The sequence below is a fragment of the Methylobacterium sp. WSM2598 genome (assembly GCF_000379105.1).
Lineage (GTDB): Bacteria > Pseudomonadota > Alphaproteobacteria > Rhizobiales > Beijerinckiaceae > Methylobacterium.
In genome coordinates this window covers 824,108-836,529 of sequence record NZ_KB900609.1, presented here as the reverse complement: position 1 = coordinate 836,529, position 12,422 = coordinate 824,108, and the positions used below count along the sequence as shown (strand labels likewise).

Annotated in this window: 13 protein-coding genes; 4 read left to right on the top strand and 9 right to left on the bottom strand. The window is 65.8% G+C overall.

The features are described 5' to 3' along the window. Positions 1-321: 321 nt before the first annotated feature. The 4 genes from MET2598_RS40700 to MET2598_RS0104045 all read left to right on the top strand — a co-directional run bounded on the left by MET2598_RS40700 (position 322) and on the right by MET2598_RS0104045 (position 2,381). The gene (locus tag MET2598_RS40700; protein WP_018259947.1) at positions 322-480 is read left to right on the top strand and encodes a hypothetical protein; all 159 of its coding nucleotides are present in this window, start codon (positions 322-324) and stop codon (positions 478-480) included. Next, a complete protein-coding gene (locus tag MET2598_RS35915) occupies positions 477-773 on the top strand; it encodes a hypothetical protein (RefSeq protein ID WP_018259946.1) in 297 nt (98 codons plus the stop codon). The genes MET2598_RS40700 and MET2598_RS35915 overlap by 4 nt, the downstream gene beginning before the upstream one ends. A 139-nt stretch (positions 774-912) precedes the next feature. Beyond that, positions 913-1,398, top strand: a complete 486-nt coding sequence (locus MET2598_RS40695) for a hypothetical protein (protein ID WP_157182081.1) — start codon at positions 913-915, stop codon at positions 1,396-1,398. A gap of 173 nt (positions 1,399-1,571) precedes the next feature. Next, positions 1,572-2,381, top strand: a complete 810-nt coding sequence (locus MET2598_RS0104045) for an IS5-like element ISMtsp14 family transposase (protein WP_018259945.1) — start codon at positions 1,572-1,574, stop codon at positions 2,379-2,381. A gap of 282 nt (positions 2,382-2,663) precedes the next feature. Here MET2598_RS0104045 and MET2598_RS40690 read toward each other — a convergent pair whose 3' ends face one another. The 9 genes from MET2598_RS40690 to MET2598_RS0104005 form a co-directional block, all read right to left on the bottom strand. Next, positions 2,664-2,846 carry a hypothetical protein gene (locus MET2598_RS40690; RefSeq protein WP_157182080.1) on the bottom strand — a complete coding sequence of 61 codons (183 nt, stop codon included), beginning with the start codon at positions 2,844-2,846 and terminating at the stop codon, positions 2,664-2,666. A gap of 690 nt (positions 2,847-3,536) precedes the next feature. Further along, a complete protein-coding gene (locus MET2598_RS0104040) occupies positions 3,537-6,179 on the bottom strand; it encodes a hypothetical protein (protein WP_018259944.1) in 2,643 nt (880 codons plus the stop codon). Next, the gene (locus tag MET2598_RS0104035) at positions 6,166-7,095 is read right to left on the bottom strand and encodes a hypothetical protein (RefSeq protein WP_020493636.1); all 930 of its coding nucleotides are present in this window, start codon (positions 7,093-7,095) and stop codon (positions 6,166-6,168) included. The genes MET2598_RS0104040 and MET2598_RS0104035 overlap by 14 nt, the downstream gene beginning before the upstream one ends. A gap of 309 nt (positions 7,096-7,404) precedes the next feature. Then, complete coding sequence (locus tag MET2598_RS40685; protein ID WP_157182079.1) at positions 7,405-7,698, bottom strand: hypothetical protein; 294 nt, start codon at positions 7,696-7,698, stop codon at positions 7,405-7,407. A gap of 850 nt (positions 7,699-8,548) precedes the next feature. Then, positions 8,549-9,097, bottom strand: a complete 549-nt coding sequence (locus MET2598_RS0104025; RefSeq protein WP_018259942.1) for a peroxiredoxin — start codon at positions 9,095-9,097, stop codon at positions 8,549-8,551. 49 nt (positions 9,098-9,146) lie between these two features. After that, positions 9,147-9,803 carry an ABC transporter ATP-binding protein gene (locus MET2598_RS0104020; protein ID WP_018259941.1) on the bottom strand — a complete coding sequence of 219 codons (657 nt, stop codon included), beginning with the start codon at positions 9,801-9,803 and terminating at the stop codon, positions 9,147-9,149. Further along, the gene (locus MET2598_RS0104015; protein ID WP_018259940.1) at positions 9,790-10,560 is read right to left on the bottom strand and encodes an ABC transporter ATP-binding protein; all 771 of its coding nucleotides are present in this window, start codon (positions 10,558-10,560) and stop codon (positions 9,790-9,792) included. The genes MET2598_RS0104020 and MET2598_RS0104015 overlap by 14 nt, the downstream gene beginning before the upstream one ends. Continuing rightward, positions 10,557-11,489: a branched-chain amino acid ABC transporter permease gene (locus MET2598_RS0104010; protein WP_018259939.1), complete on the bottom strand. Its 933-nt coding sequence runs from the start codon at positions 11,487-11,489 to the stop codon at positions 10,557-10,559. Before MET2598_RS0104010 ends, MET2598_RS0104015 begins: the two co-directional genes overlap by 4 nt. Further along, complete coding sequence (locus MET2598_RS0104005; RefSeq protein ID WP_018259938.1) at positions 11,486-12,418, bottom strand: branched-chain amino acid ABC transporter permease; 933 nt, start codon at positions 12,416-12,418, stop codon at positions 11,486-11,488. The genes MET2598_RS0104010 and MET2598_RS0104005 overlap by 4 nt, the downstream gene beginning before the upstream one ends. Between the last annotated feature and the right edge of the window lie 4 nt (positions 12,419-12,422).

Genomic DNA, 12,422 nt, shown 5'->3' with positions numbered 1-12,422 from the left:
CTGGTCCAAGATCGCATCAGGGATGCGGGGCGCTTTGCGTCGTGCCATCGGGAACCTCCTTCGGGTTCACTATGGCCGCCCCACACGAAATTCCTGACAGTCCCGGTGGGTGATCGCGATCCTCGGCACCGGCCCACTCCTCACCGCCCTGCGGGCGTGAGGGCACGCGGCACCGCGCGCGCCATCACCGCTGCATCGCGACACACCCAACCGCGTTCTCACACAGCCTCGACCCTGAGCAGCCCTCCAGCCGCGTTCCTGGCCGCAGGCCGCACCCGAGGACGTAATCGCTGCGCAATGGGACCCGTCTGCATCAGAGCCATGGACTCCCGCTGGCTCACCTACGGCGCCGTTAGCTCGACGGCCGCCGTCGCCGTGCTCGGCCTGTACCGCCTCGGCCTCCCGAACCCCGTCCTGCTCGTGTCGGTGTCGGGCCTCATAGCCGGCGGCATCGTCATGCTGATCAAGGACCGCCTGTGACCCAACGTCAACCGCGCCGCGCCTACGACGAGCAGGGCCGCGAGATCCCGCCGCCCACGCTGGCGGACCTCCGCGCCGAGGGCGACCGCACGGCGTTCGTCCACTGCGACGCCACCGGCTGCGGCCACGAGGCGACGATCAGCACGGACCAGTTCCCCGCCGAGATGCCGTTCCCGGACATCGCCCTGCCCCTGCGCTGCGCTGCGTGCGGGTCGAAGGAGGTCGGCGTCATGCGCGACGTCGTCGGGATCTACGCCCGCCCGCGCGAGCGCACCGGCTGGGGCATGACCTGATCAGGCCCGCTGCCGAGGCGGTACGGCGCTATCGAGCGGGATTTGTTGCAGCCATCTGATCACACGATAGACAAAACTAACGGAAAGCCTCACTCTGATACAGACCCGCAAAGGCGAAGGGTTGCAGGGGAGGATTAAGATGGTGCTCAGGACCGTCAGTGTTTTAGCTGGATTTCTAATTGCAAGCAACGCTCTTGCTGCCGAACTTCCGAGGGAAGGGAATGATAGTTATACTACGAATTATGTGAATATGTACTCGAATGTTATAAAACTCGGCGAGCGTACCGTTTCGATATATGAGAGCAACGGCGTTACGCGCAACGACAGTGGCGGACCAATGTTCAATGACATGGCCACACGCTGTCTTGGTATGCGCGAGGTTGTGGATGGGGTAGTCCTAAATCGCGGCAGTTGCATCGACATGGATAAAGAGGGCGATCAGATCTTCACGACGTACGAGTCGAAAGGGCCAAATGGAATTCACACTTTTGTTGGAGGAACGGGCAAATACACTGGCATTTCAGGGACTGCAGAATTTAACTACAATCCACTTAAAAGCCCTGAAAACGCACGAGGTATGGTGATCGTCCCCCATAAATCAAATTGGAAGCTGCCTGTGAAGTAGGGCGCGCGTATACGAAGCAAAAAGCCTCGCCGCGGCCGGAGCCGGGCGGGCCGAAGACGTCCCCACATGATCAAGGGCATCGTGCACCCGCACGCCCGGGGCGATCAAGCGCCGCCCTCCTGCGGGCCTAGAGCGTGTTATGAACCTACGATGTAGCGTGAGCGTTGAAGGGCATGAGCACCGATCGCGCCGCCTACCCGTCCGCCGTGTCCGATGAGGAGTGGGCGCTGGTGGCGCCCTACCTGGCGCTGCTGCGCGAGGACTCGGGCCAGCGTGACCACGATCTGCGCGAGGTGTTCAACGGCTTGCGTTACATCGTCAAGACCGGCGCGCCGTGGCGGTTCCTGCCCCACGACCTGCCGCCGTGGGCAGCGGTCTACCAGCAGACCCAGCGCTGGTTGGCCGCCGAGTGCTTCGCCGATGTGGCCGGCGACCTGCGTGCTGTGCTGCGGCAGGCGGCCGGGCGTGAGCCGGAGCCCTCGGCGGTGATCCTGGACAGCCGGACCCAGCGCTCCTCGCCCGAGAGCGGCGAGCGGGCCGGCTACGACGGGGCCAAGCGCATGCGCGGGTCGAAGGTGCATCTGGCGGTCGACACGCCCGGTCACGGGGTGGCGCTGCACGTCACGCCGGCGGATGGCGATGACCGCAGTCAGGTCGGCACGCTGACCTGCGTGGTCCAGGCGGAGACGGACGGGGGCGTGGAGAAGGCATTCGTCGACCAGGGCTACACAGGTGAGAAGGCAGCGACCGCAGCGCAGGCGAACGGGATCGCGTTGGAGGTGGTCAAGGCCCCGGAGGCCAAGCGCGGCTTCGTGTTGCTGCCGCGGCGTTGGGTGGTGGAGCGCTCGCTCGCCTGGGCGGTGCGCTGCCGCCGGCTGGTCAAGGACTACGAGCGTTATGCGAGCACACTGGCTGGAATGTACATGGTCGCCTTCGTCTGTGACATGCTCAGCAAGCTCGGACGCATAGTAGAAAGTTCATAACACGCTCTAGGCCTAGTGATAGTTGCCTATCAAAACCCCCGATTCAACCCTTGTGATCCGGGTTCCCGCGCTCCGAGGCACCGTGTCGCGAGGGTGTACCTATACGGACATGCTGCCATGCAACAAAAGCCAATTCACGTCCTCGCCGCGGGGCAGAGGAGTGGCGTCAGACCAATCCAATTGCTAAGGGGCCAAAGGTGAAATACCCATGGCCCCTCGGCCTCATCGATCACGAAACGCCTTAGTTCTCGTGATCACACGAGACAAATTATGTGTCACTGATTAAGTGCTAATAATGGCATCTTCCATAGTAACTTTCAAATATTCAAGTGGATCTTCGCCTATCTTTCCTCTTTTTGATGCTTTGTGAGACGTCCCACCAGTTACGGTTTCGAGCTCCCCATCTGAAAGGGCATCAACTTCGTGTTGCTTTTCGACTATGGTTTTTGGCTTGTTTGTCGGCATGTTAGATCTCCAGATCTGTGTGCCGGATGCCGTCATCTCATCTCGCGATAAGTATATAGGCCGTGCAGTTCATAGCATGTCTGACCCAACATATATGTGCTCGATCGCACAACGAGCGTGATGTGCACCTCAGCCATTAGTAGCGTCTCTCTGAGGTATACCCTAATGATCGCCCGACCGCGGGGTCGCGGACGGTTTGACGGATCAGAATAGGGTCGCGGGCCCAGCCTCCGGGCCGAGGTGCGGAGCCTACGCCTACGGCCACGCTCACACGGTAGGATCGATCATAATAGGGCTTCGGGACCGGCCGCCGGCTCGAGGTCGAACCGCGATGCGGCCCCGGCGCGGCTGAATGGCGAGACACCAGCATTGTCTAGTTGGGTAGACAACAAAACGCCGGCCATGTCGCCGGCCTCGGCGGTTCCCGTTGCTCGCTCCGCCCTCTCGGCCGGCAAGCTCGGCCTGCGGCTTGGCGTCAGCTAAGATTTTTCTCGACGTGAGGATGCGCGGACGTGCCGATTTCCCGCCCGGTGAGGCCCGATCCGACCGCCCGCGGAGGCCCCGCCGCCGGCCCAATGATTCATGTCACATGCGGGGGGTAGGGGGAGCGTGGCTGCTTTCACACGGTAGGATCGATCATATACATAGTTCTCTTATGATCGATCCTACCGTGTGACTTTGGCCGTGATCCTAGCTCATGGGGCCTCGTTCCGCGGCCAAGCTCGTATCGGCCAAGCTCAACGCGGCACCGCCGCGCGCATCCGGGCCAGGATCGCCGGCACGGTCGGGCCTGCCGCTCGCGGGCTCCGGGCTCGCCGGCCGCTCCGCCTCGATCACCTCGACCTTCGCCATCGGCCCCACTCTCGTTTCCAGCCAAGCTCTGATGTCCTTCACCACCGCCGGATCGTAGGCGCCGCATCTCCACTTCTGCCGGGCGCCTTGGTGTTGATACTTGAACAATAATACCCTGGGTACTTTCTTGGTAATTGCCGATATAAGATCGTCCTGAGATGGTTTTCTTACGTGCATCCAGTCTTTAGCCGACTGATTATCTTTCCACACATTAGGCCATGCTCTTGACATATCTGATGGGCTTGTCAGAACAACGCCGTCCGCCAGCATCTCGGTGTCCGCCTCCGGCGGTTCCCAATACACCACCTCATCAAAAATAATCGGTAAGCATAGATCGGCGAGTATATCGATGTTGAGAGGTTCACCTTCTGTTCTGTTGACGCCTCTCGCTCGCCCTATGGCCTGTAAGACTTCGGCGTCGCAGATAAGCGCGCGAAACATCTCGGCGACTCGGTTCGGGTGCATCGCGCACTCGACGCCGACGAAGCCGCCTCCGGCCAGCCGCAGCTTTCGGATTTGTCGCCCGTAGTTCGATCCGGCGCGCTCCGCATCGTCCTGGGGCTCGGCCTCGGTCCCCGCATCGGGCTCGTCCTCGGGCTCTCTCTTGGCCTCTTGCACAATGTCAGGGTCGGGCTCCGGCACCCGGCCGGTCAAGGCTGCGGCGAACGCTTCGACCGCGTGCGGCATCGGCATCGGCCGCCCGACCACGATCAAGCCTCTAACGTGCTTATAACTATCGGTGCCGGAGATGTTGTTGAAATGCTCCACGGAAATTTCGCTCGGAAGACCACGGCTTTTCAGCCAGTCCGCCATATGCTTCTGAGCAATAACAAGTAAAGGCTTCCTACCTAGCTCAACGAATCTGTTTCGAATATATCGTTCGATGTAGATGCGGTTTAAATTTCGCTTTATTTTTGTCTTCGTCTCGATCCTCTTCTTTTCACTCCTCTCCTCATCTATCTTCTTATGCTCTTCTGGGTCTTCCGATCGCTCGTCTTCGTCGTCATCTGCTTTTACGTTCGCCTTGTCTTCAAGCTTGCTCTTGGCGACCGGGGCGTCGAGAACCGCCCTGTAGCGGACGTGCGGGGTCGCGGCCTCGATCCGCACGGGGTTGGCGGCCTGCGGGAAGAACCCGCGCAGCACCTCGCCGGGCGGCATGGTGGCGTCGAGGATGATGGCGGGCACCTGCCACTTGGGCCGGATCTCGCGCAGGCCGCGGACCTTGACCGCCAGGGCGCCGCCGCGCTTGGCGCTCTGGCGCACCACCTCCACCCACCCCGTCACCTCGTGCCCGGCCCGCACGGCGGCCCGGAGGGCGCTCCACAGGCTGATCGCGCGCCGCGCGGTCCTGGCGTGCGGCACCGCCTTGCCGGCCGCCTCCACGGCCAGCGGCGACATGCCCGGGACCAGCTTGGGCGCGAACTCCTCGAACAGCTCCCACTCGCGCGAGAGGGCGTCCGTCAACCGCTCCTCGGTGAAGCCGTGGCGGGCGAGGATGTCGAGGCGCAGGTAGCTCGGCGCGCCGTGCGCCTCGGCCTGCTCCCGCATGGCCCTAGCGATCGCCTGCCGGTCCGGTTCCACGTCGTTGTGCAGAGTGTCATCCGCAACCCTGCCCGGCTTAGGCTTCGTGAGCGGCAGATATTCCGCCAACGTGTCAAGCGCAATGCCGCTATCACCAACCTTCAACCCCGCTTCCCAGAAGCTCTCATCGATCACAATAAGGTCAACTTCTTTGATCATCTCCATAGCCATGAACAGGTATTCATGAGAAACGATCCAGACTTGGGGCTTTGCTTTCTTCTGCTTCTGATACGCACAAGTCTCATAGAACTCGCATGTAATCGCGTCCTTTCCCTTCGGCTTATGTCGGCAGCAAGCCTCTTCGACACTCTTGACGTTCATCTCGATGGCGAGGCGCACCGCGTCGGGCTTGCGGCACATGGTGCCGGCCGGGGCGTCGGCGGTCGCGGGCTGCCCGGGGTCCTCCGCCTCCCGGCCTCGGAACACCCGGGCGGAAATGCCTTCGGCCGCGAAGTCCTCGGCGATGTGGTCCCCCAGCCGGTGCCGCGGCACGAAGTACATGATCGCGCGCGGCTTCTCGCCGGCCCCGATGCGGGCCCGCAGGTGGGCCGCGATCTCGCGGATGGCGATCGAGGTCTTGCCGACGCCCGTGGTCACCGCGATCGGCGTCACGGGCGGGTCGCCGCGCATCTGCGGGTCGGCCCGGCGCCACCCGTCCGCGCGGGCCAGCGCGGCGCGGATCTCCCGCGTGACGTGATCCCGGGCCACGGCGACGGGCACAGGCGGGGCGGTCGGGGGCGGCTCGGCCCGCGGGTCGTCGAGCTGGTCCCGCAGGCGGTCCTGTGCCTTGCCCCAGGATCGGGCCGCCTCCGCGTCTAGGCGGTCGGTCGGGTCCAGGTACTTCCCGGCCGGGCCCTCCGGGTTGTCTCTGCACTCGGCCGTGAACTCATCCAGGGTCATCCCGGCGCGCACCGCGAGGCTGGCGGCCTTCTGGAATACTTCCGATCGCGACCCGACCGGGGCGGGGCTCGCCAGGACGCGCCGCACCTTGGTAATGCCGTGGCTGTTGCGGAGGAACGCGGCCCATGGGTTCGCGCCGTCCGCGATGCCGGTCCCGGCCGCCAAGCAGGCCGTGGACGGCCGATCGGGCTTCGCCGGGTCCGGGAGCCCGCCGAAGCTCCTCGGCGCTGTAGACGCCCCCTGTGACCTTCAGGATCGGGGTCGGGCAGGGCTCGGGGCTGCGGCCCCGCTCGTACACCTTGGCCGGTGTCGGGTAGTTCGGCGTGCCGGCAACCCGGAAGGGCTGTGTCTGATTGCCGGTTGCGGTGTCGGTGCCGACACGGGCCCGGATGGTGGCGCCGAGGGCTTGTGCCTCGGGGCCGGCCATCGCCTTGTCGAGGAACACCCATAGGTGGCGGTTCTCGCCGCTTGAGGCGACTTCCAAGCTCGGCGCGATCGGGAGCGGCGCCGCCAACCCCTTGGCGTTGTCGGTGTCGGCGTCGATGACGAAGGCAAACACGGCCCGGGTCGCGGGGGTCTTGCCGCGCTCCCCGCCGCGCACCTTGGTCGGATCGACCGTGCGCGGTTCGATGTAGACGTTGTTCCGGGCCCTGGCCTGCCGGATCGCCTCCGCGGCCATGCCCTCAACGTCGCCGATCGCGAACCGGCGCGGAAACATGGACCCATCCGCGCCATAGATCGCCAACTGCAACAGCCCTGGACGATCGGCGCCGGCCAGCGCGCGGGTCGCCGCGTCGTGAACGATCGCGACGAACTCGCGGACCTGGGCCGGGTCGAGGGCGTCGCCGGGGTCCGGCCGCGGCAACGGGGGGTAATTCGAGCGCGAGGCTGCTCCCCGCTTCGCGGGGCCGCTCATTGCGTAGCAGCCTCCTGCTGCGTGGTATGAAACAGATCGGCCTTGGGGGCGTGCCTCTGAATGTAATTAGTACCCAGCTCGTCGATCACTGCCGCAAGCTCGCGGCTGATCCGAAACGAACGAAGCAAGCGGAGGCGACTTGGCTCAACAGGGTTGCCAGCGACCGCGACGACGACCAGGCGCGGTTGTAACGCTGCCTCGTGAGAGTTATACGGAGGCATGGCACAATTCCGTACTTTAGGCCTCTGCCGTGGTAGTATATGACGAGGCATTTACTATTAACGCTGAAATTTATCTTGAAAGATCACTTTATTTCTGACGCATCTGGCAAATGGAGCACTTGTCGTGCGACATGGGCCGGCACAGTATGTTTTTTCCGAATTTTGTTGTCTTGAGTTTGCCCTCTTTTGCTGCCCGAAGGATTGTGTTCATCGAGAGTTCGGCCATGAAGGCGATTTCGTCGAGGGTAAGGGGACGCCCGTCGGCCAGCTTAGCGAGGATCGCAGCCCTGTTGAGCGGGGCAGTGCCGCGCGTCCTGATTTTAGGGGCGTGAGATGACGGTCCGCTGGTCGGATTTTGGGTTGTAACCGCTTGATAATTCATGGCCGTTTTTCTCCATGGTCGGAGAAAATTCATAGAAAAATCAATGCAGCTGGGCGGACTCTGGCTCCGTTAGTCGTGGTTCGAATCCACGTCCCCCAGCCAATCGATATCACCCGCGATCTCAAGAGGTTGGCGGGTTTTTGTTGTCTGATCCTGTTCCACAACGTGTTGCTGGGGGCTGCGACGCGGACCCTGAATTGACAATGGGTTACACGCGGGTGCAGGCTTTTCCGCGCAACACGGATGCAACACGAAACGGGCTTTTGTCGCGCGCGAGCAGGGGACGTCCGCCAAGCAGGGCAGGGCTGCCCAATATGTATTTCACTGCCTCAGGAGCACTCTGAAACCGCGAGCTTGGCGTGGCTTCAAGCCGGAGCGTAAGCTTTAGGAGCCCTCCGAATCTGGGGAGGATGCTTAAACTACCTCTACTTCCTCGATCTTCCCTGTTGCGGCCGGGCGTCGCGGCGCGCCCTCCTTGGCCCCCGGCGATGCTGAATCAACAAGGGAGGGTGCGCAGCACGTCACCCGCTGAGATGAGTATGGCCACCGCTCATGGTGGTTTGGTGAGCAAGTTGGTATGCGAGAGTGGGACCGCTTAGGCCTACAAATTTTCAATCTGTAGGTCCTGGGTTCGAGTCCCAGCGCGCTCACCAATAAAGTCAGGCACTTAGGAATGGTTTCCGGCTCCGCATGAAGGCCCGTTGTTGAACCGGGTAGCTGTACGGATAACCGTGAACCGCCGGCGGATCGCGGGGCGGCAATCCTGCCCAGAGTGCATTCTCGCCCACCTTGCCGGGGAAAGTACCTCTGCATGGGCGAGAGCGGGGAGCCCCTCGCCTGATACGCCGGCTCAGCGGCCGCCCGGCTCCGCGCCGCGCGCTCGCAGGTAGGCGAGCATGGTACCCGCGTCGGAGACCTGGAGGCCGACGCCCGGCGGGTCGTCGCGAAAGCCCGGCTCCACGAACATCTTCCTGATCGCGCCGTCCACGACGTGCATGGAGTAGCGCCAGCTGCGCAAGCCCATGCCCTGTGCCCCGCGCCTCACCAGCATGCCCATCAGGCGCGTGAAGTCGCTGTTGCCGTCCGGCAGCATGAACACCTTCTCGATGTTCCGGCTGCGCGCCCACTGGAACATCACGAAGGCGTCGTTAACCGCGAGACAGATCACTTGGTCGATGCCCAGCGCCGCGAAGTCGTCGGCGTGGCGCTCGTAGCCCGGCAGGTGCTCGTCCGAGCAGGCCGGCGTGAAGGCGCCGGGCAGCGCGAAGAGGACGATGTTGCGGCCCCCGAACACCTCGGTGGTGGTGAGGGCCTTCCACTCGAAGGGGTTCGGTCCGGGCAGCGCGTCGTTGCGCACGCGGGTGTGGAAAATGACGTCCGGGACGGTGGCGGGCGGCATGGGACTTGAGGCCTCGCGGGGATGCGGGAGAAGAAGCAAAGGATCGGCGTCAGGCCACCGACACCTCGCCGCGCTCGATCTGGATGGTGCTGTCGACGAGCGCCCGCAGAAGGTCGGGGCTGCTCTCCGTGATGAGGATCGCGACGTCGGGGAGGGCCGCGCGCAACCGCGCCAGCGCCTCGGCGTAGCGTAGCGCCAGCGCCGGGGCGAGGCCCTGGAAGGGCTCGTCGAGCAGCACCGCGCGCGTACCCACCATCAGGGCGCGGCCGAGCGCCACCATCTTGCCCTGCCCGCCCGACAGGCCCGCGGCCTTGCGCGGCCCGAAATCCCTGAGTTCGGGCAGGAGCGTGTAGACGGCGTCCAGCCGCCGCACGATCTCGGGCCGGGGCAGGCCGAGTACCTGGGCGGGCAGCAGCATGTTGTCGCGCACGGTGAAGCTGCCGAAGAGCTTGCGCTCCTCGGGCGCGTAGCCGATGCCGAGCCGCGCCCGGTGGTGAGCCGGGACCGCGGTGGCGTCCTGCCCGTCGAGGACGACCCGCCCGGCCCGCATCGGCAGCAGGCCCATCAGGGTGCGCAGAGTCGTGGTCTTGCCCGCCCCGTTGCGTCCGATCAGGGCGACGCGCCCGCCCGGCGGGATCGTGAAGGAGACGCCGCGCAGCACCGGCACCCCGGCGATCTCGACCGCGGCCTGCTCAAGCCGGAGCATGCCCACCTCCCGCCGGCACGATCCCGATCACGGTGCGCTGCACCTCCGGGTCGTTGAGGATCACCTGCGGCGGTCCGAGCGCCGCGATGCGCCCCTGGCCCCACACCGCCACCCGGTCGGCGAAGCGGCCGACCACCTCCATGTCGTGCTCGACGAACACCGCCGTCACGCCGGCCCCGCGCAGCACCCGCACCAGGGTCTCGACGATCCCCATCTTCTCGGCTGCCGCGACGCCGCTCGTCGGCTCGTCCATCATGATCAGCCGCGGGCGCAGGGCGACCGCCATCGCGATGTCGACGAGCTTGCGCGTGCCCTCGTTGAGGGCGTCGGCCCGCACCCCGGCGAGGTCCGAGAGGCCGAAGCGCTCGATCAGGTCGGCCGCCTCGTCCCGGATGCCGGGGCGCAGGAGCGGCGCGAACAGCGGCAGCGTCCCCGACCGGGAGGCCACCGCGAGCGCCACGTTCTGCAGCACCGTGTGCTCGGCGAAGAGCTGCGGCAGCTGGAAGCTGCGGACGACGCCGAGACCCACGATCCGCCGCGGCGAGAGGCCGAGGATCGGCTGTCCCTCGAAAGCGATGCTCCCGCCCTGCGGCTTGAGGTAGCCGGTCGTCATGTTGATGAAGGTGGTCTTGCCCGCCCCGTTCGGGCCGATGATGGCCAGGAACTCGCCGGCCTCGACGTCGAGGTCGATGCCGTCGGCGGCCTTGAGGCCCCCGAAAGCGAGGCGCAGGCCTTTGGCCGAGAGAAGATGGGTCATGCCGCCCTCCTGCGCCGCGCGATCAGGCCCCACAGGCCGCCGGGCGCGAACACGATCACGGCGAGCAGCACCACGCCGAGCACCGCCTGCCACGCGTTGGCGACGAGGGCCGCGGCGTAGACGCGGGTGAGTTCGTAGGCCGCCGCCCCGAGGAAGGGGCCGATCACGCTGCCCGCCCCGCCCAGGATCGCGATGAAGACGAGTTCGCCCGACGTGGTCCAGTAGGCGAGCGCGGGCGTGACGTGGCGGGTGGTGAGCGCGATGAGCGCGCCGCCGCACCCCGCCATCACGGCGGAGGCCGCGTAGGCGATCAGCAGCACACGCTTCGGGGACACGCCCATGAAGTCGAGGCGGGTCTCGCGGGTCTTGATGCCGGCGAGCGCCTCGCCCCAGGGGGAGTGCTGCGCCACCCGCACCAGGGCGCCGAAGCCGAGCGCGAGGACGAGGGCGAGACCGAGCACCGCCCATTCCCCCGCCTCGCCGGAGAGGCGCTGGCCGAGGAAGGTGGTGGGGCCGAGCCGGATGCCGTCCGCCCCGTGCGTGATCGCGTAGAACTTTTCCAGCACCGAGTAGAACACCATGCTCAAGGCGAGGTTGAGCATGCCGAAGAAGATCTCGCGGTAGCGCACCACGAACAGGCCGATCAGGAGGCCGACGAGACCGGCGACGATCGCGGCGAGCGGCACCAGGAGCAGCGCCTCCGGCACGACGGTGCCCGCGAAGGCCACCGTGTAGGCCGCGAGCGCAAGGTAGAGGGCGTGGCCGAAGCTCACCTGTCCGGCGCGCAACAGGAGCAGGATGCCGAGCACCGCGAGCCCCTTGGCGAGCGCGATGGTGAGCACGAAGCGCAGCCAGGGCACCGCGTAGGCGAGGCCGAGCACCAGGGCGGCGCCGAGGAGCGCCAGGAGGGTTTCGCCGCGCCGGCTCATATCCGCCTCGTCTCCGCCACGCCGAACAGGCCCTGCGGCCGCACCAGCAACACCGCCACCATGATGGCGTAGGGCACCACCACCTCGAATTCCGGGGCGACGTAGACCGCGAAGGAGCGGCCGAGCCCGATCAGCAGGGCCGCCACGGCCGCCCCCTCGATCTGGCCGAGGCCGGCCGTCGCCACCACCGCGAAGGAGAGCACGATGGTCGAGGCCCCGACCCCCGGCACCAGGGAGACGGTGGGGGCGGCGAGCGCGCCGCCGAGCGCAGCGAGGATCGTGCCCACCGTGAAGGTGAGGAGCGTCACCTTCGCGGCGTCGATGCCGAGCGCCCGCGCGGCCTCCCGGTCCACCGTGACCGCCACCACCATGCGCCCGATCAGCGTGTAGCGCAGCACGAAGGCCAGGATAGCCAGCGTCGCCAGCGCCACGCCCGGCAGGACGTAGAGCTGGTAGGCCGTGAAGGGGATCGCGTCGGCCCCGAAGGGCACGTCGACGGTGCCGAGCCACTTCAGCGGCGCGTCGAACACCACCGGCTGCACCCCGAAGACGAGCTTCTGCAGGTCTTCGAGGATCATGAACAGCGCGAAGGTGACGAGGAGCTGCAGCACCGGCTCCTGGTCCTGCATCCGGCGCAGCAGCAGCCGCTCGATCAGCGGCCCGAGCACGATCCCGACCAGGATCGCGGCCGCGAGCAGCACCGGCAGCCCCGCCCAGGGCGGGGCGCCGAGCGAAGTGAGGAAGAGCCCGAGCGCCGCCGCCACGTAGCCGCCGATGGCGTAGAGGCTGCCGTGGGCGACGTTGAGCACCCTCAGCACCCCGAAGACGAGGTTGAGCCCCACCGCCACCATGAACACGGCGGCGGCGTAGGACAGCCCGTCGAGGAGGGCGAGGCCGACGAGGAGGCCGTTCTCGGAGAGCCAGGACATCGCT

What these genes read in the sequence shown, in the direction of transcription:
- MET2598_RS40700 (WP_018259947.1), top strand. Translation starts at nt 322, where the DNA reads ATGGACTCCCGCTGGCTCACCTACGGCGCCGTTAGCTCGACGGCCGCC.
- MET2598_RS40695 (WP_157182081.1), top strand. Translation starts at nt 913, where the DNA reads ATGGTGCTCAGGACCGTCAGTGTTTTAGCTGGATTTCTAATTGCAAGC.
- MET2598_RS0104045 (WP_018259945.1), top strand. Translation starts at nt 1,572, where the DNA reads ATGAGCACCGATCGCGCCGCCTACCCGTCCGCCGTGTCCGATGAGGAG.
- MET2598_RS40690 (WP_157182080.1), bottom strand. Translation starts at nt 2,846, where the DNA reads ATGCCGACAAACAAGCCAAAAACCATAGTCGAAAAGCAACACGAAGTT.
- MET2598_RS0104040 (WP_018259944.1), bottom strand. Translation starts at nt 6,179, where the DNA reads ATGACCCTGGATGAGTTCACGGCCGAGTGCAGAGACAACCCGGAGGGC.
- MET2598_RS0104035 (WP_020493636.1), bottom strand. Translation starts at nt 7,095, where the DNA reads ATGAGCGGCCCCGCGAAGCGGGGAGCAGCCTCGCGCTCGAATTACCCC.
- MET2598_RS40685 (WP_157182079.1), bottom strand. Translation starts at nt 7,698, where the DNA reads ATGAATTATCAAGCGGTTACAACCCAAAATCCGACCAGCGGACCGTCA.
- MET2598_RS0104025 (WP_018259942.1), bottom strand. Translation starts at nt 9,097, where the DNA reads ATGCCGCCCGCCACCGTCCCGGACGTCATTTTCCACACCCGCGTGCGC.
- MET2598_RS0104020 (WP_018259941.1), bottom strand. Translation starts at nt 9,803, where the DNA reads ATGCTCCGGCTTGAGCAGGCCGCGGTCGAGATCGCCGGGGTGCCGGTG.
- MET2598_RS0104015 (WP_018259940.1), bottom strand. Translation starts at nt 10,560, where the DNA reads ATGACCCATCTTCTCTCGGCCAAAGGCCTGCGCCTCGCTTTCGGGGGC.
- MET2598_RS0104010 (WP_018259939.1), bottom strand. Translation starts at nt 11,489, where the DNA reads ATGAGCCGGCGCGGCGAAACCCTCCTGGCGCTCCTCGGCGCCGCCCTG.
- MET2598_RS0104005 (WP_018259938.1), bottom strand. Translation starts at nt 12,418, where the DNA reads ATGTCCTGGCTCTCCGAGAACGGCCTCCTCGTCGGCCTCGCCCTCCTC.